Annotated in this window: 20 protein-coding genes; 15 read left to right on the top strand and 5 right to left on the bottom strand. The window is 36.8% G+C overall.

Going from position 1 to position 24302, the window contains the following annotated elements:
* Positions 1-169: 169 nt before the first annotated feature.
* From msbA to kdsB, 4 genes are all read left to right on the top strand, one after another.
* Positions 170-1876, top strand: coding sequence for a lipid A export permease/ATP-binding protein MsbA (gene msbA, locus ABXH06_RS10890; protein ID WP_311577428.1), 1707 nt, complete (start codon positions 170-172; stop codon positions 1874-1876).
* A 15-nt stretch (positions 1877-1891) separates the two neighbouring features.
* Entirely contained in the window at positions 1892-2989 is a 1098-nt protein-coding gene (lpxK, locus tag ABXH06_RS10885; RefSeq protein WP_353518234.1) for a tetraacyldisaccharide 4'-kinase, read from the top strand.
* 102 nt (positions 2990-3091) lie between these two features.
* Positions 3092-3277, top strand: a complete 186-nt coding sequence (locus ABXH06_RS10880; protein WP_311576808.1) for a Trm112 family protein — start codon at positions 3092-3094, stop codon at positions 3275-3277.
* A 35-nt stretch (positions 3278-3312) separates the two neighbouring features.
* Positions 3313-4101: a 3-deoxy-manno-octulosonate cytidylyltransferase gene (gene kdsB, locus ABXH06_RS10875; protein ID WP_353518233.1), complete on the top strand. Its 789-nt coding sequence runs from the start codon at positions 3313-3315 to the stop codon at positions 4099-4101.
* Positions 4102-4187: 86 nt separating this feature from the next.
* Here the strand turns inward: kdsB and ABXH06_RS10870 are convergent, their stop codons facing one another.
* From ABXH06_RS10870 to ABXH06_RS10855, 4 genes are all read right to left on the bottom strand, one after another.
* Positions 4188-4688: a DUF2059 domain-containing protein gene (locus ABXH06_RS10870; protein WP_353518232.1), complete on the bottom strand. Its 501-nt coding sequence runs from the start codon at positions 4686-4688 to the stop codon at positions 4188-4190.
* Positions 4689-4769: 81 nt separating this feature from the next.
* Positions 4770-5567 carry a ribonuclease H family protein gene (locus ABXH06_RS10865; RefSeq protein WP_353518231.1) on the bottom strand — a complete coding sequence of 266 codons (798 nt, stop codon included), beginning with the start codon at positions 5565-5567 and terminating at the stop codon, positions 4770-4772.
* A gap of 2 nt (positions 5568-5569) precedes the next feature.
* The gene (lgt, locus tag ABXH06_RS10860; protein ID WP_353518230.1) at positions 5570-6355 is read right to left on the bottom strand and encodes a prolipoprotein diacylglyceryl transferase; all 786 of its coding nucleotides are present in this window, start codon (positions 6353-6355) and stop codon (positions 5570-5572) included.
* Between the two features lie 160 nt (positions 6356-6515).
* The gene (locus ABXH06_RS10855) at positions 6516-7412 is read right to left on the bottom strand and encodes a prenyltransferase (protein WP_353518229.1); all 897 of its coding nucleotides are present in this window, start codon (positions 7410-7412) and stop codon (positions 6516-6518) included.
* A gap of 109 nt (positions 7413-7521) precedes the next feature.
* Here ABXH06_RS10855 and ABXH06_RS10850 point away from each other — a divergent pair, with 109 nt between their 5' ends.
* From ABXH06_RS10850 to ABXH06_RS10840, 3 genes are all read left to right on the top strand, one after another.
* Complete coding sequence (locus tag ABXH06_RS10850) at positions 7522-8439, top strand: aldo/keto reductase (protein WP_353518228.1); 918 nt, start codon at positions 7522-7524, stop codon at positions 8437-8439.
* A gap of 89 nt (positions 8440-8528) precedes the next feature.
* On the top strand, positions 8529-9116 hold the full coding sequence (locus ABXH06_RS10845) for a MarR family winged helix-turn-helix transcriptional regulator (protein WP_353518227.1): 588 nt from the start codon (positions 8529-8531) through the stop codon (positions 9114-9116).
* 185 nt (positions 9117-9301) lie between these two features.
* Complete coding sequence (locus tag ABXH06_RS10840; RefSeq protein WP_353518226.1) at positions 9302-11527, top strand: ABC transporter substrate-binding protein; 2226 nt, start codon at positions 9302-9304, stop codon at positions 11525-11527.
* Positions 11528-11544: 17 nt separating this feature from the next.
* Here ABXH06_RS10840 and ABXH06_RS10835 read toward each other — a convergent pair whose 3' ends face one another.
* Positions 11545-12798, bottom strand: a complete 1254-nt coding sequence (locus ABXH06_RS10835; RefSeq protein ID WP_353518225.1) for an MFS transporter — start codon at positions 12796-12798, stop codon at positions 11545-11547.
* Between the two features lie 273 nt (positions 12799-13071).
* Here ABXH06_RS10835 and ABXH06_RS10830 point away from each other — a divergent pair, with 273 nt between their 5' ends.
* From ABXH06_RS10830 to ABXH06_RS10795, 8 genes are all read left to right on the top strand, one after another.
* On the top strand, positions 13072-16341 hold the full coding sequence (locus tag ABXH06_RS10830) for a WD40/YVTN/BNR-like repeat-containing protein (RefSeq protein WP_353518224.1): 3270 nt from the start codon (positions 13072-13074) through the stop codon (positions 16339-16341).
* A 146-nt stretch (positions 16342-16487) separates the two neighbouring features.
* Positions 16488-17099 (top strand): fumarylacetoacetate hydrolase family protein, encoded by a 612-nt coding sequence (locus ABXH06_RS10825; RefSeq protein ID WP_353518223.1) that lies wholly within the window; start codon positions 16488-16490, stop codon positions 17097-17099.
* An 86-nt stretch (positions 17100-17185) separates the two neighbouring features.
* A complete protein-coding gene (gene recR / locus ABXH06_RS10820) occupies positions 17186-17791 on the top strand; it encodes a recombination mediator RecR (protein ID WP_311576777.1) in 606 nt (201 codons plus the stop codon).
* Between the two features lie 164 nt (positions 17792-17955).
* Positions 17956-18759, top strand: coding sequence for a substrate-binding periplasmic protein (locus ABXH06_RS10815; RefSeq protein ID WP_353518222.1), 804 nt, complete (start codon positions 17956-17958; stop codon positions 18757-18759).
* Positions 18760-18815: 56 nt separating this feature from the next.
* Positions 18816-19613 (top strand): substrate-binding periplasmic protein, encoded by a 798-nt coding sequence (locus tag ABXH06_RS10810; RefSeq protein ID WP_353518221.1) that lies wholly within the window; start codon positions 18816-18818, stop codon positions 19611-19613.
* 138 nt (positions 19614-19751) lie between these two features.
* Positions 19752-21713, top strand: coding sequence for a molecular chaperone HtpG (htpG, locus tag ABXH06_RS10805; protein WP_353518220.1), 1962 nt, complete (start codon positions 19752-19754; stop codon positions 21711-21713).
* Between the two features lie 289 nt (positions 21714-22002).
* A complete protein-coding gene (gene adk / locus ABXH06_RS10800; RefSeq protein WP_353518219.1) occupies positions 22003-22647 on the top strand; it encodes an adenylate kinase in 645 nt (214 codons plus the stop codon).
* Between the two features lie 329 nt (positions 22648-22976).
* Complete coding sequence (locus ABXH06_RS10795; RefSeq protein WP_353518218.1) at positions 22977-24302, top strand: tetratricopeptide repeat protein; 1326 nt, start codon at positions 22977-22979, stop codon at positions 24300-24302.

The raw sequence follows: 24302 nt of genomic DNA, 5'->3' as shown, positions 1-24302 counted from the left end.
TGGTTGCAGCAGCAATTAAGGCTAAAATAGCTAAGTAATTAATATTTAAGTCATTGAGAATTGAATGTCGAGTCAAGCTGACACTAAATTAGAAAATACTCACTCAGAAAACACGAGTAGTCACCTACAAAATACCCAAGAACATACTTGGCAAAATTTTAAACGCTTAATGGGCTATGCCAAAGCGTATAAAAGTGCCGGTATTTTTGCTATTTTCTCCATGCTAGGTTATGCCTCAATTGATGTGTATTTTCTTTCCAAATTACCGGCACTAATTGATGAAGGTTTATCTGGGGCTAACCCTGAATTTATGAAATGGGCACCGGTTTTCGTGGTGGTGTGTTTTATTTTTCGCGGCATTTTTCATTTTTTAAGTAATTATTGTTTAGCTTGGGTGGGGAATAATGTAGTGACCGACCTAAGACAAAGTATATTTGAGCATGTGATGTCAATGCCGGTGGCTTATCATGACAAAGTCTCAACCGGAACGCTGATCTCCAAACTTACTTTTGATACAGAACAAGTCCTTCAAGCGAGTAGCAAGTCACTATTAACCTTAGTTCAACAAGGGGCATTTGTCTTTGGCCTTTTAGTCTTAATGTTTTGGCAAAGTTGGCAGTTATCTGCGATCTTTTTAGTGATAACACCTATTATTGCGGTTATTGTCACCATAGTTTCTCGTCGTTTCAGAAAAGTCAGTAAGAATATTCAAAATGCCATGGGCGAAGTCACCAAAGCTGCCGAGCAAACATTTAATGGTCATAAAGTGGTGCTGACATTTGATGGTCAAACACGTGAAAATGAACGTTTTGGTCAAATTAATAAACACAATCGCCAACAACAAATGAAAATGGTAGCGACTAAATCTGCTAGTGTGCCACTGATCCAAATTATTGCGTCGTTTGCCTTAGCCTTTGTACTTTATTTAGCAAATCTTGATGGGTTTGTTGAAAACTTAACGGCAGGTGTTTTTATGGGCGTAGTCACTTATATGACTATGTTACTTAGGCCACTAAAATTACTCACGAATGTTAATAGCGAATTTCAAAAAGGAATGGCAGCGTCAGAAAGCATTTTTGCACTTTTAGATGAAGATAAAGAAAAAGATCGTGGCACTATCGCCATTCAAAAAGCCCAAGGTAAGTTAGTGTTTGACGCGGTTAATTTTGCTTACCCTGGCGATGAAAAACCAGCGTTAACGGATATTAACTTTGCTGCAAATGCGGGGGAAACTATCGCGCTAGTGGGGCGTTCTGGTAGTGGTAAATCTACAGCAAGTGCCTTATTGTTGCGCTTCTATGATGCGACATCAGGTCGAGTATTGATTGACGATACCAATATTATTGATTATCGCTTAAAAGATTTACGCAAACAATTTGCTTATGTGTCTCAACAGGTCGTTCTGTTTAACGATTCTTTGGCCAATAATATTGCATACGGTAAACCACAAGCCACGATAGAAGAGATAACGGCAGCAGCTAAAAAAGCACATGTCTTAGAATTTGCTGAAAACTTACCGCAAGGTTTAGACACTAACATTGGCGATAATGGCGCATTATTATCTGGCGGGCAACGTCAACGAGTCGCTATTGCAAGAGCCTTGTTATGTGATGCACCTTTTTTAATTTTAGATGAAGCCACCAGCGCATTAGATACTGAGTCAGAGCGACATATTCAAGATGCACTGACAGAATTACAAAAAAATCGCACTTGTTTGGTAATTGCTCATCGCTTATCAACCATTGAAAGTGCCGATAAAATTATTGTCATGGAGCAAGGTAAAATCATCGAACAAGGCGATCATAAAACCTTGTTGGCAAAAGATGGTGCGTATGCACAATTGCACCGTTTTCAATTTGGCTCAGCGGATGACTAAACGGATAATAACTTTATGCGTTTAATAGAAAAAGTTTGGTTTCAAGGTCACGCCGCCAAATGGTGGTTAGTGCCGTTAATGTTACCGCTCAGCATACTTTTTTGGGGGGTGTCAGTTTTTCGTCGATTATTATTTTCCCTCGGCATAAAAAAAAGTATTCGAATTAATTGCCCAGTCGTGGTGGTGGGCAATATTGGTGTTGGTGGTAATGGCAAAACGCCGGTTGTGTTATTTTTGGTTGAACAACTTTTAAAGCAAGGGATTAAGGTAGGGGTGTTAAGTCGTGGCTACGGCGGTAAAGCGCCTTATTATCCTTATTTGTTAACAGAGCAAAGTACTGCACGTGAAGCAGGCGATGAACCAATACTTATTTATCAACGTTGTCAGGTACCTGTTGTGGTGGGGGCTGATCGAATAGCAGCAGCAAAGCAATTAATCGAGCTAGGTTGTCAAATCATCATAAGTGACGATGGTTTGCAACATTATCGATTAAAACGTGATTACGAATTATTAGTGGTTGATGGCAACCGCTTGTTTGGTAATGGTTTATTATTACCTGCCGGACCTTTACGCGAAACCACACAACGATTAAATAGCGTAGATGGAATTATCGTAAACGGGGTTAAAAGTCTTGATGGTTGCGAACGCATAAATGATAGTTTGATAAAGAGTAAAACCGTTAAACACTTTATGCAGCTAAGTGCGCGTCGAATAGTCAATGTGAAAAGTGGTGAAGTGATAGAACTAGCGAACTTTATTCAAGCGCAACCCAAGGTTAATGCTCTGGCGGGAATTGGTGATCCGCAACGTTTTTTTAGTTATGTGGCTGAGCTGGGTTTTTCGCTTAACAAACAACAAGGTTTTGTTGATCATCAAGCGTATCAGCCATCGCTGTTTGATGACATTGATCAGCCAATATACCCAGAAAATACTGAACAAATAGAAAACGACCACCATAAAATACCGCTGTTAATGACGGAAAAAGATGCGGTAAAATGTACTGAATTTGCTCAAGAACATTGGTGGTATTTACCCGTTGATGCATGTTTTACCGAGCAATCTAAAGCGTTATTGATCACTGAGTTGATGGGTTTATTGAACCCGACTAAATGATGAATACTGTGTTTATTACCTTAAATTTAAATATTGATAATCACCTTAAGCGACTCGATGTTTAAACATGAAATAATTGAACCAATAAAATGAGAAAATATAATGGCTTTTGATATTAAATTAATGGAAATATTAGCGTGTCCTGTTTGCAAAGGTAAACTCGATTATAAAAAAGATCAGAAAGAGTTGATCTGTAATTTTGACCGTTTAGCATACGCCATTGTTGACGATATTCCTGTGCTATTAGAAAGCGAAGCACGCCGAGTGAGTGAAGATGAAAACGTTTAATCGTTTTCTCGCCAATTAATAAAATAGGAATAATTATGTCATTTGTTGTTGTGATCCCTGCACGCTATCAATCTTCTCGTTTACCAGGAAAAGTGCTGGCTGATATTCAAGGTAAACCGATGATCCAGTGGGTTGTCGAAAAAGCTGAAAAAAGTGGCGCTAAAAAAGTGATCGTTGCAACGGATAATGACGAAGTTGCTAAAGCTGTGACAGGTTTTGGTGGTGAAGTCTGTAAAACCCGTGCAGATCATCAATCAGGTACAGAGCGTTTAGCTGAAGTGATGGATCACTATCAATTTGATGATGATCAGGTGATAGTTAATGTGCAAGGAGATGAACCATTTATTCCGGCAGAAAACATTGCGCAAGTGGCTAAAAACTTAGCTAATCAACAAAGGACTAACCAACAACAAGCTAGAATGGCTACTCTTGCTGTACATATTAGTGATGTTGAAGAAGCATTAAACCCTAATGCGGTTAAAGTGTTATGTGATAAAGATGGTTATGCTTTGTATTTTAGCAGAGCCACTATTCCTTATGATCGTGAGCGATTTTTAAATAATGACCATATCACCGACATTGGCGATTTTTACTTAAGGCATATTGGTATATATGCTTATCGTGCTGGCTTTATTAAAGATTACGTAAACTGGCCTGCAAGTCAGCTAGAGCAAATTGAGTCACTTGAGCAGTTACGAGTACTTTGGCAAGGCGAGAAAATACATGTTGATGTTGCCCAGTCGCGGTTACCGGTAGAGGGGGTTGATACACCTGAAGATTTAGAAAAAGCGCGAGAGTTTGCTAAAAACTTAACAAGCAGCTAATGAATAGTGTTAAGTGATTAAAGCTAAAAAACGGTTACCGATAAAGGTAACCGTTTTTATTTTTTTTATTTTGATTTTGTCAATGATTAATCTGCAGAAGCACGAGATTGTTGTATCTCGCTTTTCATATCCATGGCTAATTTTTGAATTTTAGGCATTAAATCTTTCATTAATGTTTGTGATACCACCATTGAGTCTTGCATGACCAAAGGCATTTTTTTGGTCATACTTTTACCAATATCAGATTGATAAAATTCAATTAAGCCTTGCACTTCTTTTTCTGAAAAGTGTTTAGTATAAATATCAATCATAGGCTCTTTGAATGTTGACCATTTCATATATTCAGACATAAGCTCTGAAACCTTATTCATATATTTATTAAACTTAGGTTTCTCTTTTTCAGATATGCCCAATTGTTGTGACATTCCTCTAAACATATTATTAACTTGATGTTGCATTGCATCCATCATTTTAGAAACTTCGGTTAATTCCATTAATTTTTCAACCGATGCACGAGAAGATGTGTTGTTTGCATAAGAAGGTATTGAAGTAAGTATTAGTAATAATGCGAGTGAGTAAATTTTCATTGTTTAATCCTTTAATTAATAAATTTCCTAGAGAGTATATTATATCGTTAAGTTTCTTTTTAATAGTGAACGTTTTGAGTTTTATCCTGAAGGCATAGCTAATATTGCTTTAATATCTAGATTGCCGGTAAATTTGAGAAACTTCGTTTCTTGTTTCATTCTCCCTAACACCGCCATTCTGTCAGACAATTCATTGCCTTCGATATTGGCATGTCCTTTTACGTGCTTGATAATGATGTTGTTTTTTATTTCTTGATAAAGGCTATAACAGGCTTGAACGAGTTCTGGATTTTTAATTGGTTGGCCATCGGCTTTTTTCCAACCTTTGTTTTTCCAACCTGCTGCCCATTTGGTAATACAATCAATTGAATATTTGGAATCTGATAACACTTGTACACTCTTACCTTGTTGAATAAAGGTTTTCGCGAGTTTAAATGCTTCAAGCATACCGTTTAATTCGGCAGTGTTGTTTGTGCCATTAGCTTCATATAAACCATACCAAAGCTCAGTCAGCGTTGTTTGTTGATAAACAGCTATACCAGTGCCTGACTTTCCTGGGTTAGGCGAGCACGCGCCGTCACAGTATATGTTGATATCGGCATCGTTACTGACATTTCTTGATGAGCTTAGTGATTTATTTACCGTCGGTTTATTCGATGCAGGTTTACTGGTTGCTGGAGAACTGCCACCTTTTGATAATGAGCGTTTCATTAACGCTTTAGTATAACTTTCTGCAAAGGCGGCTTTTGCTTCTGCTTGAGAAGGAAAACCCATAAATTGGGCATCGCTGCGACCTGCGGTGACACTTTGAACTGTGCCCCAATTATCGAATACGCCCGTTTTAGCGCCTTTCCATACCACATAGTATTTTTTTGCCATTTTTAATCATTAACCTTATGTTTTATCGACCAAATAACAAGCACAACGCCAACAAGGAAAAACGGCACACTAAGCATTTGTCCGGTATTTAATGAGCTTTCAATGGTGTATGCGGCTTGTTGCTGTTTAAAAAACTCGATAACGAATCGAGCCGTAAAGGTCATGATCAAAAACACACCTAATAACATACCTTGATAGTTTTTCGCTTTGGTCAATTTATACATTATGGTTAAGCTGATAAATATTAAGCTGTAAGCGAGTGCTTCATAAAGTTGAGCAGGATGCCTAGCAACATTATCAACACGTTGAAAGATAACCGCCCAAGGTACATCGGTTGCTTTTCCGATTATTTCTGCGTTGACAAAATTAGCGTTGCGCACAAATATACCGAAAAGGGCTGTTGCTATGGCTAATCGGTCGAGTAACCAAATAAAGCTTATTGGATTTTTTTTCGTGTAAAAATAACTGCCAATGATCGCGCCTAAACCACCACCGTGACTTGCTAAACCACCTTCCCATATTGCGAGTATTTTTAATGGATTAGCAAAATAATAACTCGGCTCATAAAAGAAACAGTGGCCAAGACGAGCACCTACAATTATACCAATAACCACATAGACTAATAAATTGTCGAGGGATTCAACATTTTGATTTTCTTGTTGATATATCCACTTCATATAAGATAAGCCCGCAAAAATTGAGCTTGCGAAAATTGCACCGTACCAATGAATAGTAATAGGTCCAAGTGCGAGCATAACGGGATCTATGTTCCAAACAAAATGTTCCACAATACAGCCTTTTAAAAAGTGTTTTATTTTAATGGCGGCTAATATATCAAGCTATTCATGCGATGTGCAGGACTATCTTGGCTAACCATGAAAAAAACTTAAAATATAGAAGGGATTTTAAACTTAACCAGAGTTTTTCGAATCACTAAATCGCATAACATTAACTGGCAATCAATAAGCTGATGGCTAATAACAAGGGGGTGATATTGGCGGATAGAACATTTAAGATCATTGCGTTTGGATGTTCTGCAATCTTTTCACCGAATAAATAATAGTGAGGAAAAGCGATAAAATTTAATAATAGCGGAAGAAAACAAACGGCTGAAATGAAAGGTAAGACTTTTTTCATTATCAATACACCTAAAAGAATGGCAGAAAATATCGCAAATAACAGGTAAACAACGCTGGCGATTTTAGTGCCATATTTTATTGGCAAATGATTTCTACCAGATTTTTTATCTGCCTGTATATCTGGAAATTGATTAATTAATAGTAAATTATTAATTAAAAAGAAGGGGATAAGTGAAATTAGCCAAACGTCATTTGAATAGTTTAATGTTTGCGTTAAATAGCTTCCGTTGACTATTAACAAACCAAACCCCAAGCCGGGCGCTATTAGGCATAAAAAGGGTGTTTTATTTAACCATTTGGTGTAAGTGAAAATGATCACGGCCCCTAACATTCCTAAAGGTATCACTTTACTACCAATGACCAGCGTAAAGTATAAACCAACGAGTAACACTATTGTGGCTGCAAAGTTAGCTATCTTTAAAACGTTACTGGCTAAATGAGGACTTGTTTTCAATAAACCACTGCCACCACTAAAAGGCGTTGGCGTCGTGATTAAATCTAAACCACTATGAAAATCTTGATATTCATTTAAACAATTTACCGCAATCGCTGAAAATAAGGCGGCAATCAAAGTTAAAATAAAACTTACCAGTTGAAACTCAACGTGATGATAATGTGATATCGACAAACCTAAGAACACGCAAATTGGTGCCAGTAATAAAAAAGGGGCTCTTATTGCAGGAAGACAAGCAATTAAATTTTTCATACGTATAGCGTAACCTTGGTTATTTACGTTAATATGTGATTGTTTTATTGAGATAACTTTATCAAAACACTTTACACAAAAATTCGCCACAAAAATATCAAGGATTGTCATGCAATTTAAGCATTTAAAACATACTGAATTTACTTCATCAAGATTGATTTATGGTTGTATGCGTATCACAGGAGAGAATAGTGAGGCGGATCGTAAAAAAGGAAAAGCGGCAATTTATAGTGCGATTGAAGCCGGTTATAACCATTTTGATCATGCTGATATATACGGTGGTGGCGAGTGTGAAAGTTTATTTGGCGAAATATTAAAAGAATCTCCGAGTCTAAGAGACGATATTCTGATTACATCAAAAGCGGGTATTAGACCGAAAAAAAAACACAGTGATTATTCGCCAACACGTTATGATTTTTCTAAGCAATACATTTTAGAAAGTGTGAATGGTTCGTTAGGTCGACTAGGGGTTGAACAGCTAGATTTATTTATGTTGCATCGCCCTGACTTTTTAATGAATGTGCATGAAGTTGCTGAAACATTTGCTATTTTAAAAGCCAGTGGCAAAGTGAAACATTTTGGCGTAAGTAATTTTAAACCTAGCCAAGTTGAAAGTTTACGCTCGGTTATGTCGATGCCTTTGGTGGCAAACCAAGTAGAAATTAATATACATAACATTGATACGTTACTCGATGGTACGTTAGATCAATGCCAACAACATAAAATAACGCCTATAGCCTGGTGCCCTTTAGGTGGAGTAGCCTATCCTGCGTGGGGAAATACTTTTACTACTGAAGATGAACAACGTATTGAAATTGAATTAAAGCAACAAGCGCAAAAATATCAATGTCAACCTTGGCAGGTGATATTAGCTTGGTTGTTATTACATCCAGCGGGCATTTTTCCAATTATTGGTTCCACTACACCGTCACGTATTGCTGCTGCGAAAGTTGCTTTAGATTTGCAATATTCGCGTGAAGATTGGTATCGATTATTCGAAGCAAGAAATGGTGAAACGGTTCCTTAAATTAAGGCGACATATAAGGTTATTCATGAATAACTGAGCGGATTGTTTCGCTAATACAGTACAAACGTTTAACAACAAAGTAATGAAAGGTGATTATTATTAAACCAACCGCTAGAAGTCAGGCCTTTGAATTAACAAAAGAAAATGATAATCCCTTAGATCTGTCTAATCATTTACCTTTTCGAATTGCTGTTGTTAGTAACTTACTTGCCTTAAACCGTGATTGGAAAATCAGAAACCTTTGTGAACTTGATCCAAGGGAAATGCGTGTGTTACTCAATATCGGTTCTTATATGCCGATTAAGTCGGCTGATATTGCTTATCAATCACGGTTAGACTCTTATACCGTTAGCCGCGCAGTAAAAAAACTCTTGGCATTAGACTTAATTAAAACTCAAGCAGATTCGCATAAAAAAAATGTTAAAAATTTACTTTTAAACAATAAAGGTAAAGCGATTTATCATCAAGTTGTCAGTGCAATGGATGCACGTTCAAAACAGTTAGAAAGCGTTTTATCTGAAGATGAGTTACGGCTTTTGTATAGCATGCTAGAAAAAGTGGAAAATAAAGCAGAGCAACTGCTAGCACAGCAAGCTACAGAGTTGATCCTTGAAGGTTTTGATGCCCCGGCTGATCAAAAAGAATTAATTCGATGGTATAAAAAAAGCTCTAGTTAATGAAAGCTTTGTACATAAGGTTTTCATTGATAAGAAACTAAAGTTATAGCTAAAGCTAAAGCTAAATTAAATGATGATTAATGCGGGCTTTGTTCTATTATTTAGTTACTGTGAAATTCTAATTAATCTGGAAAGTTGTTTTCATGCTGAAAAACCTGATTTTCATTCTCTTTATACTTCTCTCAATGAAATCTTCCGCTAATGATCCTGTGGTCTTGCAATTAAAATGGAAGCATCAATTTCAATTTGCCGGTTTTTATGCGGCCAGAGAAAAAGGTTATTATCAGCATGCTGGCTTCGATGTTGAAATCAGAGAGCATGTTCAAAATTCTTCTCCTGCACAAGAAGTACTAAGTGGGCGCGCTACATTTGGTATTTCTGATTCAAGTATTGTTTTATATCGAATGAAAAATAAGCCAGTGGTGGTACTTGCCGGTATTTTTCAACATAGCCCACTTGTTATTTTATCGTTATCTTCATCAGAAATAAGATCACCAGAAGATCTAATTAATAAACGAGTGATGTATCAAAAAGGGATTGATGATGCGCCATTAACCGCGATGTTTTCAACCGTAGGAATAAGCAACGAACAATTTACTCATGTCCCTCATACTTTTAAGAATGAAACTTTATTGGAAGGTGAAATAGATGCACTTTCAGTGTATTTAACGAATCAACCTAAGTGGTTTGAAGAAAAAGGCATAGAAGTGAACATCATGGACCCCGTGAATTATGGTGTCGACTTTTATGGTGATCTGCTGTTTACCAGTGAGCAATATATTCAAGACTCGCCTGAAAAAGCACTCGCATTTAAAGAAGCCAGTATTAAAGGTTGGCAATATGCCTTGAATAATCAAGATGAAATCATCGCCTTAATTAAAAGTAAATATCAAAACCAACAATCTATTGAACATTTAAAGTATGAGGCAAAGCATACTACGCGTATGATCAAACCGTTAACCATACCTATTGGTACTACTTTCCCTGAAAGGTTTCAACGGATTGCCAATATTTATCGAGATTTGAATATGGTCCCAAATGACGCGTCGGTATCGGGGTTATTAATCGATGACTATTTAAAAGCAAGCGCAGATAAAGATCGACAACTCTATTACTATTTATTGTTTTTTATCATATTTTTAGCGTTATCGCTCACTTTTGTCTTGTTCTTTAATAAACGTTTGAGAAAGTTGGTTATTTATAGGACAAATGAACTTAAGCAATCGAATGATACGTTAGCAAATAAAATTGAAGTCATCGCTTTGCAAAATGAAGCATTGCAAATTGAGAAATCAAATGCTGAATCTGCAAGCAAAGCTAAAAGCGACTTTGTTTCTAATATGAGTCATGAAATTCGTACTCCGTTAAATGGGATATACGGCTCATTGCAATTATTAAAACAAGAGAAGTTATCTGAAAAAGGGCAAGAATACGTTGAAAATGCGATCTCTTCAGGAGAAAGCTTACTTGTGGTTATCAATGATATTTTAGACTTTTCAAAAATTGAAGCTGGCAAATTAATGTTAGACATTAAGCCATTCGATTTTGCTGCATTATTTGAAACAACTATTAAAAATGTACAACACATTCCAAAAGATAAAGGCTTGAATTTTTCTTGGTCGATAGGTGATATGCATTCATATTGGCTGGGCGATGATATTAGAATTAAGCAAATTTTAATTAACCTGTTATCTAATGCCTTTAAATTTACAGAAGAAGGTAGCATAAGCATTCAGTGCCAAGAGCAAATAAAAAACGACATCCCAAGTATCATAATTGAAATAACTGACACAGGTATAGGGTTGACAGAAGAAAGCCAAAAATCGCTTTTTACTCGTTTTGAACAGCAAGATTCATCAATCACTCGAAAATTTGGTGGTACTGGACTTGGCCTTTCTATTGTTCAGTCGTTAGTTGACTTGATGGCAGGTGAAATATCTGTTGCTAGTAAAGTAGGTGAAGGTAGTACCTTTACTGTTATATTACCTTTGAAAAAAACCACAAACGTTAAAGAAACTACTGTAGAAATAAATACCCCAAATCTATTAAATAAAACTATTCTAATCGTTGAAGATAATCGAATTAATCAAACGATAATTAAAACCATGTTAGCGCCAACACAAGCAAACCTTGTACTGGCTAATAATGGAAAAGAAGCGGTAGATAAACATAAAGCCTGTCAGCCTGATGTGATATTTATGGATATTCAAATGCCGGTATTAGATGGTATTAGTGCTTGCCAGCAAATAAGAGAGCAAGATCATACAACGCCAATTATTGCCTTAACCGCGAATGTAATGACAACCGATGTTGAAGTCTATTTACAAAAAGGCTTTAACGCCTATATCCCCAAACCGACTGAGCAAAATATGCTATATCAAACGCTTTATGAATTTTTACTAAATAAATAACCCGTAATATCTGTGGTTTATGTTGAGTGGGGATTTTTGTTATGACGATAAAACAACCAGGTCACTACATATAAAATAATAATAAACGGGATGCTAGATAAAACCACGCCATGCCAACCTGCTTGAAATAGCATCCAACCCGCGAGTAAAGAGGCGATGGCTTGAAAACCGAAAATCACAAAATCATTAAGCGCCTGAACTTTGTGACGTTCCCAAGGATGATAACTTTGTGGTAATAGGCTAGTCCCCGTTAAAAATAAGAAATTCCAACCAATACCTAATAACAATAAAGCCCACCAGTAATGCACGACTTGTTCGCCAGAAAAAGCAATCATAGTAACTATGCTGTATATCAAAGTTCCGAGTAATAAAATCTGTTGTAGCCCTATTTTCTTCACCAACCAAGCGGTAAATAAGGACGGAATAAACATCGCAGCGATATGACTTTGTATCACCCATTTTGTATCCATTAAACTATGACCATGCATATGATGCATACTTAATGGCGTTGCGGTCATTAAATAACTCATTAAGGCAAAACCAATTGCTGCGGTTAATATTGAAATAATGAAAATAGGTTGTTTAATGATTTCAGGTAATGGGCGAGCATCACCTCGTTGTGTGGTTTGCACTTTTAGTGGATTTTGAAAGAAAAGCAATACTGCCATGGCAACTAAGTTAAGCCCGGCAATAAAAGCAAATGATCCGGTATAGCCATAAGGTGAAGCAAGCCAGTCTTTCGCAACCACGGCAATTTCAGGTCCTAAAAAAGCAGAAAAAATGCCACTTAACATTAACATAGATAATACCGTTGGGATTTCGTTTTCATCGTTAACACTTTCAATTGCAGCAAAACGTAATTGTTGGATAAATGCTGTACTCATTCCAAAAAATAAACTTGCTAAAGTAAATAACTTAAAGTCGGCTTGTTGTGTGGCAATCATTGCAATGAATGAACCGAGCAGTCCGAGCGAAAAACCTACATAAGTAGCTAGCTTTCTGCCGAGTTTTTTAGCTAATAAAGCCGCCGGTATTGCGGCACTTGCGACACCTAATATCATAACAGTTACTGGTAGCGTCGCTAATGAAGGGTTTTCAGCTATTTCACTAGAAAGTATTCCGCCAATAAATACAATCACAGGGGATGCCGCCATCACTAAAGGTTGAACTAAAAACAAAACCCAGACATTTTTCGGCAATGAAAATATTCGTGATAATACGACTGTTGTCAGTATTAATAAGGCTAAGGTGATGACAATATTAATGAGCATGTTGGCCGGCTATTTTAGTAAAACAAAGATATTACCTCATAAATATTTATTTATTCAGTCATTTATTAGTAAAACTTTACTTTCTTGATAGGTGTTCCCTTTAGATTGATTGGCAGCGACATTTTTCAGCACTATTTATGAGCTATCTTTTTAACATGCTATACAAAGTTTTCTCAGAGTCTTAAACTAACTATAGAGTTTTATCAGCCGTAAACTTAAACAACTGTTCATTGTTCAGTTTAATGTAATAAAAATAAACAAAGGCATACTCACATGATACAAAAATTTAAATACCTTCCTTTACTATTTGCTAGTTATTTAATCTCAACTTTAACATATGCAGAGATTGATACCGACTTATTAGCCGGAATGAAAGCACGAAATATTGGACCAGCAACTACCAGTGGTCGAATTTCTGATATAGAAGTGGTTATCTCAAACCCAAGTATTATTTATGCCAGTGCGGCATCAGGCGGTGTTTGGAAATCTGTCAATGCCGGTTTGAATTGGCAAGCTATTTTTGATGATCAAGATTATGCCTCTACTGGCGCTTTAGCTATTAATCAACAAATTCCTGATATTGTTTGGCTTGGCACTGGTGAAGGTAATGTAAGAAATTCAACGTCGATTGGTGGTGGTATTTATAAATCGATGGATGGTGGAAAAACTTGGCAGAAAATGGGCTTAGAAAAAACTGAACGGATCAATCGAATCGCTTTACATCCAACCAATCCAAATATTGCATATGCCGCTGCTTTAGGCACGCTTTGGTCAAAAAATAAAGAGCGGGGGTTATTTAAAACCGTAGATGGGGGTAAAACATGGCAGAATATTTTATACGTGGATAACACGACCGGCGCTAGCGATATTAAAATGGATCCAACAAATCCTAATAAGCTATATGCAACCATGTGGGAATTTTCACGGTTACCTTATCGTTTTGAGTCAGGAGGACCGGGCTCTGGTTTGTACATATCTATCGACGGCGGTGAAACATGGCAGCGAAAAACACAAGAAGATGGTCTACCTGAAGGTGACTTAGGGCGTTTGACAACGGCAATAGCACAAAGCGATCCGAATGTTGTTTACTTATTAGCCGAAGCGGATAAAAGTGCTTTGCTTCGTTCTAATGATGGCGGTAGTTCTTGGCAAACGGTTAATAGTGATTTTAATGTTGCCGATAGACCTTTTTATTATTCAGAAATTGAAGTTGATCCGAACGATCCCGATACCATCTATAATATTGCGACTTTACTGCGTCGCTCCATTGATGGTGGTAAAACATTTTCTGTGCTCGACAAAGTCAATTGTTGTGCAACAGGCAATACCGTTCACATTGATAATCACAGCTTGTGGATTAATCCTAAAAACTCTAAACACATTGTTTTAGGGAATGATGGCGGTGTTCAAATCACACAAGATGCTGGCGATAGCTGGCGTTTTGTTCAAAATTTACCTATCTCACAGTTTTATCATGTGCGTGTTGATAACGCTCATCCTTATCATATATATGGTGGTTTACAAGATAATGGTTCATGGCGTGGTCCAGGGGAAATATGGCAAACGGCTGGCATTCGAAACCTACATTGGCAAGAAATAGGGTTTGGTGATGGTTTTGATGCCATGCCTTTTCCTAATGATGTGACAAAAGGCTATAGCCAATCGCAAGGTGGTGCGTTAAGTCGTTATGACTTAACGACCGGTGAAGAACGCTTAATTATGCCGAATCCGCCAAAAGGTGAAGAATTACGTTTCAATTGGAACGCAGGTTTAGCGCAAGACCCATTTGATGAAAATACCATTTATTACGGTAGCCAATTTGTTCATAAATCAACAGATAAAGGTGATACTTGGCAAATTATTTCTGACGATTTGTCGACGAATAAAAAACAATGGCAACGTTACAAAGATTCAGGCGGTATTACCCCTGATGTCACCGCAGCAGAAAATTATACAGCGATAATTACCATTGCCCCCAGCCCACTAAAGCAAGGCGTTATTTGGGTGGGAACCGATGATGGTCGCATCCATGTTACTCAAGATGGCGGAAAATCATGGAAAAGTGTCGAAAATAAAGTAAGAAAAGGACCTAAAAACGCATTTGTTCCTCATATTACGCCTTCTGAGCATGATGCAGGAAGTGCTTACATCGTTTTAGATAATCATCGTAAAGGTGATATGAAACCTTATGTGTATAAAGCGGAAAAATACGGTAAAAAATTCAAAAGTTTAGTTGATAAAAATTTACGCGGTTATGCCTTGTCAATTCAGCAAGACCATGTTGACGAAAACTTATTGTTTCTGGGAACAGAATTAGGCTTGTATGTTTCAACAACACATGGCGAGCAATGGTTTAAGTGGGATCAAGGTGTTCCGACGGTTTCGGTTATGGACATGGCCATTCAGAGTCGAGAAAATGATTTAATATTAGGAACACATGGTCGATCTATTTTTATTATTGATGATTATAGTGCTTTACGAGGTTTATCAGAAAAATCATTTAACGCTGATTTAGCGCTACTAAGTGTTACTGATGGACAACAATATAGAGCAAGTCGTGCTCCTTCAACTCGTTTTTGGGGAGACGCTGCTTTTGTTGGTGAAAATGAAGAATACGGTGTTGTTTTAACAGTCATGGCAAATGGTGACTTTTTAACACACCCTGATGCCGAAAAACACAAAACACAACAAATTGCTAAACGTGACAATCGTGCTAAAAGAAAGGCAGCTTCGAACCAACAAAAAGACGAGCAGGAGAAAAGCGTAAACAAAGCGCGCGTTGAAGTGAGAAATGCCAAAGGTCAGTTAGTTCGCACCTTTACCCACGAATTAAAACAAGGCGTAAACCGTATTGTTTGGGGATTAGAAAGCGATGGTGCTAAACGTATGCCAGGTAATGAGCCGAAAGAAGATAAAGACATTTTACCTGCCGGTTATGAAGTCGTGCCGGGCGAATATCAGATAACGGTTCGTTTAAATGAGCATAAAGTGGCGGCTAATGCCAAAGTCATAGCCGATCCTCGCTACAAGGTTAGCCAAGCAGAGCTGGAAGAAAACTTTGCTATGCTCAGTGAAGTTACTCAATTATGGAATGTGTTGTCAGATGCCGCAACGGCGCTTAGTGACAGTAAAAAAGATGTCGAATTAATTCAAAATGTTGCTCAACATACCTTAGATAAAATTGACGGTGACAAAAAAGGGCATGTTGCAAGTAAATTAGTTGACTCCGCCAAGGCTTTATTAACACAAATTAAATCACTGGATGAGTTATTGCGCTCGCAACCTAAAACGAAAGGAATTGTAGATGATAGTTTTAGAGTTCAAAACCATATTGGCATAGCAGACTGGTATATCAGTACCGCTTATGGCAAACCATCCGCCACTGCTCAAGCTTATTTAGCTATTGCTAAAACAAAACTGTCTGAAGGGGTAGAAAAAGTAAATAACTTTTTAGCAAAAGACATGGCTGAATTTAAACTGTCTTTTGCTGATTCAGGCTTAACGTTATTAAATCAAATACAGCCTATCGATTTAAGTAAATAATGATATCGACACTTGATTTAAGTAAAATACAAAGTTAAGTGTGATAAGCCAATACCAAATAATTAAAGAGCTGTTTACCAGCTCTTTTTATTTTTAAATTACAAGCATGAGAGTTATCGGCGGTAGCCTTCAATGAAAGAGGAAACATGAACAGTATTTTACTTGAGAATAAATCTATCATACCAAGCAAAGTGGTATGTGTGGGACGCAATTATGTTGAACACATCACTGAACTGGGCAATGAGGTACCTGATGAAATGGTTGTTTTTTTAAAGCCTAATTCAGCGATTTCAACCACTTTAAAAGCCTTTCATCAAGAATGCTTACATTATGAAGCAGAAATTTGTTTTCTCTATCAACAAGGTCGATTTTCGGCGGTTGGCGTGGGGTTAGATCTAACAAAAAGAGCTTTGCAGAGCCAGCTAAAAGCTAGCAAACTACCTTGGGAACGAGCTAAAGCCTTTGATGGTTCGGTGGTTTTTAGTGAATTTATTGCCATCGACAAAATAGCACCAACTTTGTGCGTACAACTTAAAATCAATAACCATATAATCCAACAAGGTGGTGTTGAACTTATGATGATTAAACCGAATGAAATTTTATCTGAAATTCAGACGTTTATGACTTTACAGGATGGCGATATAGTGATGACAGGCACGCCAAAAGGCGTTGGTGTTGTTAATCAAGGTGATACGTTTGAAGGTAAAATACTTGTTGAAGATAACATACTCGTTTCGAAAAAGTGGTTGGCTCAATAAAGATCGATTACACCAAGTAAAATGATTAATATTATCGTCAAACTCAGTTAGACTATCGACTTTTCTATCAAACGTTGTTGATGTTTATGAAATTTAGTCCTTTGGTACAAGAGCTTATCCATTCCTTTAAATGTTTACCTGGCGTTGGTGCAAAGTCTGCACAACGAATGGCGTTTCATTTATTGGAAAGAAATCGTATTGGTGGTAAAAAACTTGCGGAGTCTTTAGCTTTAGCTATGGATAACATTGGCCATTGTCAACAATGTAGAACGTTTACCGAAGCCGACTTTTGCGATATTTGTTTAAGCCCCAAAAGAAAAATCAGCGAACAACTTTGTATAGTGGAAACGCCGGCTGATGTTATTGCGATAGAACAAACAGGCGAATTTCAAGGGTTATATTTTATTTTAATGGGGCACTTATCTCCGTTAGATGGGATAGGCCCCGATGATTTAGGGCTTGATATTTTGGAATCTCAGCTTGCGAAAAACCAATTTAAAGAGGTTATTTTAGCGACAAATCCAACGGTAGAAGGTGAGGCTACTGCACATTATATTGCTGAATTGACCAAAAAATACCAAGTGAATATATCACGTATAGCCCACGGTGTGCCTGTAGGTGGTGAGCTAGAATATGTTGATGGGAATACACTTTCACATGCGCTGTCTGGACGGAAAAATTATCATTTTTAAGTGATTTTCTTTAACTTGCAAATGTTGGCTAGCAAGGTAAGTTATTTTCCCGTTAATTTCACTACGTTGACCTTTGATAATGTGAATTTACTTCAGTGTTAAGCTTTGTCTTTACGGCAAATTATTCTATGATTTAAAGATGAGATTGTACATAAATGTTGTGTATGCGTTTAAAATACTGTTTTTTACTAATCTTTTTATTAACTACATCGAGCCAAGCGTGTGAAATGTTGATGGGGTACCGAACCTCAGAACGTTCACCTTTTATTGCCGAAGCGCCGAATCATCAAGGACTTTACTATGCTTTATATAGCAAAGCATTAGCAAATATTGGCTGTCAACTTAAAGTCATTCGAGCGCCTAAAAAACGTATTTTACATATGCTTAAAACAGGTGAAGTCGATTTTTATCCAGGGTTAGGGTTTTCCGATGAAAGGGAAACGTATCTGCATTTTATTGACAGCGGCTTGAAAAGCCGATCTGCTGTGATTTCACATCTTGATACTAAGTCTGTGCAATCGTTAGCTGAAATGAAAGGAAAAACCTTACTCATTGCACATGGCGCTAAACCGATTGATGGTGAAAAATATGGCGTATTTATGCGCTCAGGTTACGATTTATCGATTGCACAAGTTGTAGAATTAATTAGTAAAAAACAAGTAGATTTTTATTTTTATAACGAAGATGCTATTCATTACTATTTAGCACTTCACCCTTATGAAAATATTAAAGTGTATCCTTTGAACGAAAGTTATGAGGCTCTTCATTTAGGTTTTTCAAGAAAATCTAGCTTTGCTGATGAACGTTATAATGATGATTTTGATGCTAAGCGAGCAAAATCACTCGACAATCGCGAATATATATTAAGCAAACAAAGTAAAGCGTATCAGTTCCAACAAGCTTTAAAACAGTTATCAAGCCAAGGTGTGACGTCTCAGTTAAATAGTCAATTTTTCTTACTGAATTAACACAATAATGAGCATCACAAACTTGAGTAAAACAAAATAAGTATAAAAGGTATCCTTTGCAAAAAACACCGAAAATCAATAAGCAGATAAAAATCCAAACTATTCAACAACTGTTTTGGCGTTATGCTGTCTTAACTTTAATGCTTTTTGTTCAATCTAGTTTTGGACATGAAGAAACTCACGAAAATCAAGTTGATGATTATACTATATCTGTTGTGACAGAAACTTGGTTTCCATTTAATTATTTTGATAAAAATCAAGAGATTGCTGGTACCTCTACAGATTTAGTCAAAGCGATTTTAGATCATGCTAATATCGACTATGAAATTAACCTTTATCCTTGGCAACGGGCTTTTTCTTATGCCAGAACCCATAAAAATACGTTAATTTACTCTATTTTTCGCACGCCATTACGAGAAGATTTATTACATTGGATATGTCCAATTGCTAAAAGACCGGTTCACTCTGTATATAAACTAGCCAAACGAAAAGATATAAAAATAGACGCGGCTAATGATCTGGCAAATTACACTATTAATTTAACCAGAGGCACTTTTCCTCATGAATTTTTTATAAGTAAAGGAATGAAAGAAGGGGTAAACCTTCAGCTAACCGCAACTAATGACTCGAATATATTGATGCTTCTTAAAAATAGAGTGGACTTGATTGTTGAAGCAGAAATGGCTATTTTTCAAATAGTAAAAGAAAAAGGTTTGCCTGAAGACACAGTTGAAAAAGTTTATACTTTTGATGAAATGAACCAAGCGCCCATCTGTATGGCGTTAAGTAAAGAAACCCCTGCCTATATCGTCGAGAAAATTAGACAGTCACATAAAGCTTTGTATCCACATTAATTTTAAGAAATTAGCTAAATACCTATAATTTTTCCTTGAAATAACTTTCCTAAACCCCACATGTTAACTATCAACGCGTTTAATAACTTATTCGCGCTAACCAATCGTTTAAAATAGTTAATGTAGGAAGTTTTACATATGTCAGACACAGACCAAAAAGAAGTGCATGGTTTTCAAACTGAAGTGAAGCAATTGCTTCAATTGATGATCCACTCATTATATTCAAATAAAGAGATTTTCTTAAGAGAATTAGTGTCAAATGCTGCCGATGCTGCTGATAAACTTCGTTTTAAAGCGCTATCTCAAGCAGATTTATATGAAGGAGATGGTGATTTACGTGTTCGTGTCAGTTGCGATAAAGAAAATAATACCATTACCATTTCAGATAACGGTATTGGGATGACCCAAGAGCAAATCATTGAGCACTTAGGGACGATAGCTAAATCTGGTACTGCTGAGTTTTTCTCACAACTTTCTGGCGACCAAGCGTCTGATTCTCAATTGATTGGTCAGTTTGGTGTTGGTTTTTACTCGGCATTTATTGTTGCTGATCATGTCACCGTTCGTTCTCGTGCTGCTGGCGTGGCTGCAAGTGAAGGTGTTGAGTGGACAAGTGCTGGTGAAGGTGAATTTACTACCGCTAAAATAGAAAAAGCAAACCGTGGTACCGACATTATTCTTCACTTGAAAGAAGAAGAGTCAGAGTTTGCTGATGATTGGCGTTTAAAGTCTATTGTGACTAAATACTCAGATCACATTTCAGTAAAAGTTGAAATGTTAACGCCTGAGGTTCCTGCGGTTGAAGCGGTGGAAGAAGTTAAGGATGAAGAAGGTAATGTAACTACACCTGCCGTTGAAGCGCGAGAAGCTATCCCAGCTACTTGGGAAGCGGTTAACAAAGCAACTGCATTATGGACACGTGAAAAATCAGAAGTATCTGATGATGAATACAAAGAATTCTACAAGCATGTTTCTCATGACTTTGGTGACCCACTTTTATGGGAGCACAATAAAGTAGAAGGGAAAACTGAATATACTTCTTTGCTTTATATTCCAAGTAAAGCGCCATTTGATATGCATAACCGTGAAAAACAGCACGGCTTAAAGTTATTCGTTCAACGTGTATTTATTATGGACGACGCTGAACAGTTTATGCCAACTTACTTACGTTTTGTTAAAGGGTTATTAGACTCAAATGATTTACCATTAAACGTTTCTCGTGAAATTTTACAAGATAATAAAATTACTCAAGCTATCCGTAAAGGCTGTACAAAGCGCGTACTTAAAATGCTTGAGAGATTAGGTAATAAAGATAAAGAGCAATATCAAATCTTTTGGAATGAATTCGGTCAAGTCCTAAAAGAAGGTCCAGCTGAAGATCACGCAAACAAAGAACAAGTTGCTAAGCTTTTACGTTTTGCTTCAACAGAGACAGATACAGCCGTTCAAAATGTTTCAATTCCTGAATATATTGAGCGTATGAAAGAAGGCCAAGACAAGATTTATTATGTGGTTGCAGACAGCTTTGAAGCGGCTAAAAACAGTCCGCATCTAGAAGTTTTCCGTAAGAAAGGCATTGAAGTGTTATTAATGTCTGATCGCATTGATGAATGGTTAGTAAGCCACTTAACAGAAGTAGACGGTAAGCAATTACAATCAGTGACTCGTGGTGGCTTAGATCTTGGTGACATGGAAGATGAAGCTGCAAAAGAAGCACAAGAAAAACTTGAACAAGAGTTTGATTCCGTTGTTTCGCGCATTAAAACATCATTAGAAGGTAAAGTGAAAGACGTTAAATTGTCGCAACGTTTAACCGACTCGCCTGCTTGTATTGTTGCTGATGAGCATGATATGAGTAGTCAAATGATTAAATTAATGCAATCGGTAGGTCAGGAAGTTCCGGAAACCTTGCCTATTTTTGAAATTAATGCTGAACACGAATTGGTTAAGCACGTTGCTGATGAAACTGACGATGACAAATTCAAGCAATGGACTGAAGTATTATTTGAGCAGGCAATGTTAGCAGAAAGAGGTAGTTTAAAAGATCCCGCTAGCTTTGTTTCTCGCTTAAATAAATTAATGTTAAGTTTAACGAAATAATCAAGCGTAAAACTATTCATTTTTTAGCTAAAGGATTAAAAGTAAAAATCAAACAAATGTTTGATTAGACTTTAGTAGATAAAAGGGGCTTTTTTGCCCCTTTTTTGTTGTATACCATGAAATGCTACTTGTTAGACAACAAGTGAATATGTATAGTGTGGCAACTTTTAAAAAGAATAAAGCATACTGATTTGGCTGTTAAATTATTAGGTAAAAATACCTGAGTATTTTCTTCTTAAATTTAGTTTTACAGCCAAATAAGTATATTAAACATATAGGGTAACATTCTATGCGAATAATTTTGTTAGGTGCTCCAGGCGCTGGTAAAGGTACTCAAGCACAATTTTTAATGGCTAAATTTGGCATTCCACAAATTTCAACTGGCGATATGCTTCGTGCGGCCATTAAAGCAGGTACAGAACTTGGTCAAAAGGCGAAAGCCGTGATGGATTCAGGTCAATTAGTTTCTGACGAATTAATAATCGGTCTTGTAAAAGAACGTATTGCAGAAGATGACTGTAAAGCAGGATTTTTATTAGACGGCTTTCCTCGTACTATCCCACAAGCGGATGCCATGAAAGAAAATGGTGTTGCTGTCGATAGTGTTATTGAATTTGACGTACCGGATGAAGTTATTGTTGAGCGTATGGCTGGTCGTCGAGTTCATGCAGGCTCTGGTCGTGTATATCATGTGGTTTATAATCCGCCGAAAGAAGAAGGTAAGGATGATGAAACGGGTGAAGAATTATCTATCCGTCCAGATGATGAAGAAGCAACCGTTCGTAAACGTTTAGGTATTTATCACGAACAAACAAAACCTTTAGTAGATTATTATCAAGCTGAATCTTCATCAGGTGCTTGCTCATATTTGACTATTGATGGCACTCAGCCTGTTGATGAAGTAAGTGCTTTATTAGCGAAAAAATTAGGCTAACAACAATATATCCCACGCGATAGTTGCGGTAAAACTACGCCTATCAATTTGAAAAAAGCTTGCTTTGGCAAGCTTTTTTTATCGATGAAATTTAACGATTGTCAAAATTTTGAACTGCAGGATGAGAATGTTTCTCTATCTTAACCCAATAAAATAAAGTATGAATAACTAGGGTTAACGGGGGAGTTTACTCATAATTTCTCCTGATTTGGTCATTTAAAATTCCCTCATAAATATGTTACCAGTATGTTAATTTGCTTAATAGCATTGTAGTGACTATTCTTTTTTTAATAAAAATCATTTATTAGATACGCAAGTAACTTAAGCAAATGAATAAACTTTATTATAAAAATAACAGATCTTGGCTGGTTCTATTTTTATTGTTATCGCTTGATAGCAACTTTGTGATGGCAAATGCGACCTCGCCTGAAAAAATACTTTCGTTATTAAAATCTCAACAATCAGCTCAAGCATTTCAGCTAGCCACCGAGGCTGCGAGTGAACATGAAGGTGATCCTCAATTTGATTTAGCCTTCGCATTGGCGGCTCGAGCGGTGGGGGAGTTTAATCAAGCCGTTTACGCGTTTGAGCGGGTGTTGTTTGTAAAACCCAACTCAATAGATGCTAGATTAGGCTTGGCAATTAGCTATTACGATCTGAAAAACTTTCAAGGTGCAAAAACAGAGTTTTCTCTACTCTCTAAGCAGCAACTCTCTACTAAATTATTAACCATTGTGAATCAATATCTTGCGGCAATAGAAAAACGCACAGGTGAAACAAATGGCCATTGGCGTCATTGGTTAAGAGCAGGGTTTGGTACAGACAGTAATGCAAATAATGGTAGTTCAGATGAATTTATTACATTGCCATTGCTCGGCCAAATACGTTTATTTGAGAATAGTAGAGAAATAAGCAGTTCATTTTATAATATTCAAGGACAAACATTGTATGTAAAACCGATAGATCAACTAGCTAAATGGTATGCATCTGCCTCAATATTACATGTTGATTTTACCGAGCAATCAGCCCTTTCTAAAAGCTTTGCAAGTTTGTTTGCTGGCTATCAAACTCGAATAAAAAATTATGAGATAAATGCGAGTCTTTTTTATCGACCACTATGGTTAGATAGCGAAGACTTTCTGAATTACTATGGCGGAAAAATTGGTGTTAACCAGATAATATGGCAAGACAGTCGATTAGGCGTCGATTACTCACACGCTTTTGAAGATTATAATCAAGAAACCCTACTTAACAAACAGCAATCGTTAATTGAAGCTTGGCTAGAACAACCATTTTATAATGGCACTCATCGTTTTACCGCTCGATTTGCAAAAGAAAATGCCAAGCAATCAGTCAATGACTTTTCAAGTAGAGATTTTTGGGGAGTAGGGTACAGTCTGAAGCAAACGCTAACACCATTATGGCATTATAAAGCTTCTTTTGATTATTTAACGGGAGAATATAATGCACCAGACAAAGTGTTTAATATTGTCCGCGATGATAGCTTTATTCGCGCCGAATTAGAGTTGGGGTATCAATATAATACCCAATGGCGTTTGTTCTCTAAACTTAGTTATTTAAACAATAATAGTAATCTTTCGTTATATGAATTTAGCCGCTATAAATTTTGGATAGGTGGGCAATATGACTTTTAG

This window comes from Thalassotalea sp. SU-HH00458, assembly GCF_040362795.1.
Taxonomy (GTDB): Bacteria; Pseudomonadota; Gammaproteobacteria; order Enterobacterales; family Alteromonadaceae; genus Thalassotalea_H; species Thalassotalea_H castellviae.
The sequence above is the reverse complement of the archived record's forward strand: the minus strand, read 5'-3'. Positions and strand labels throughout refer to the sequence as shown.

Excerpts from the sequence above, each read along its gene's own strand:
- recR (WP_311576777.1), top strand. The coding sequence starts at position 17,186 with ATGAAATTTAGTCCTTTGGTACAAGAGCTTATCCATTCCTTTAAATGT.
- ABXH06_RS10850 (WP_353518228.1), top strand. The coding sequence starts at position 7,522 with ATGCAATTTAAGCATTTAAAACATACTGAATTTACTTCATCAAGATTG.
- ABXH06_RS10880 (WP_311576808.1), top strand. The coding sequence starts at position 3,092 with ATGGCTTTTGATATTAAATTAATGGAAATATTAGCGTGTCCTGTTTGC.
- ABXH06_RS10815 (WP_353518222.1), top strand. The coding sequence starts at position 17,956 with ATGCGTTTAAAATACTGTTTTTTACTAATCTTTTTATTAACTACATCG.
- htpG (WP_353518220.1), top strand. The coding sequence starts at position 19,752 with ATGTCAGACACAGACCAAAAAGAAGTGCATGGTTTTCAAACTGAAGTG.
- ABXH06_RS10855 (WP_353518229.1), bottom strand. The coding sequence starts at position 7,412 with ATGAAAAATTTAATTGCTTGTCTTCCTGCAATAAGAGCCCCTTTTTTA.
- ABXH06_RS10865 (WP_353518231.1), bottom strand. The coding sequence starts at position 5,567 with ATGGCAAAAAAATACTATGTGGTATGGAAAGGCGCTAAAACGGGCGTA.
- adk (WP_353518219.1), top strand. The coding sequence starts at position 22,003 with ATGCGAATAATTTTGTTAGGTGCTCCAGGCGCTGGTAAAGGTACTCAA.
- msbA (WP_311577428.1), top strand. The coding sequence starts at position 170 with ATGGGCTATGCCAAAGCGTATAAAAGTGCCGGTATTTTTGCTATTTTC.
- ABXH06_RS10835 (WP_353518225.1), bottom strand. The coding sequence starts at position 12,798 with ATGCTCATTAATATTGTCATCACCTTAGCCTTATTAATACTGACAACA.
- lpxK (WP_353518234.1), top strand. The coding sequence starts at position 1,892 with ATGCGTTTAATAGAAAAAGTTTGGTTTCAAGGTCACGCCGCCAAATGG.
- ABXH06_RS10830 (WP_353518224.1), top strand. The coding sequence starts at position 13,072 with ATGATACAAAAATTTAAATACCTTCCTTTACTATTTGCTAGTTATTTA.
- ABXH06_RS10870 (WP_353518232.1), bottom strand. The coding sequence starts at position 4,688 with ATGAAAATTTACTCACTCGCATTATTACTAATACTTACTTCAATACCT.
- ABXH06_RS10840 (WP_353518226.1), top strand. The coding sequence starts at position 9,302 with ATGAAATCTTCCGCTAATGATCCTGTGGTCTTGCAATTAAAATGGAAG.
- ABXH06_RS10795 (WP_353518218.1), top strand. The coding sequence starts at position 22,977 with ATGAATAAACTTTATTATAAAAATAACAGATCTTGGCTGGTTCTATTT.
- kdsB (WP_353518233.1), top strand. The coding sequence starts at position 3,313 with ATGTCATTTGTTGTTGTGATCCCTGCACGCTATCAATCTTCTCGTTTA.
- ABXH06_RS10825 (WP_353518223.1), top strand. The coding sequence starts at position 16,488 with ATGAACAGTATTTTACTTGAGAATAAATCTATCATACCAAGCAAAGTG.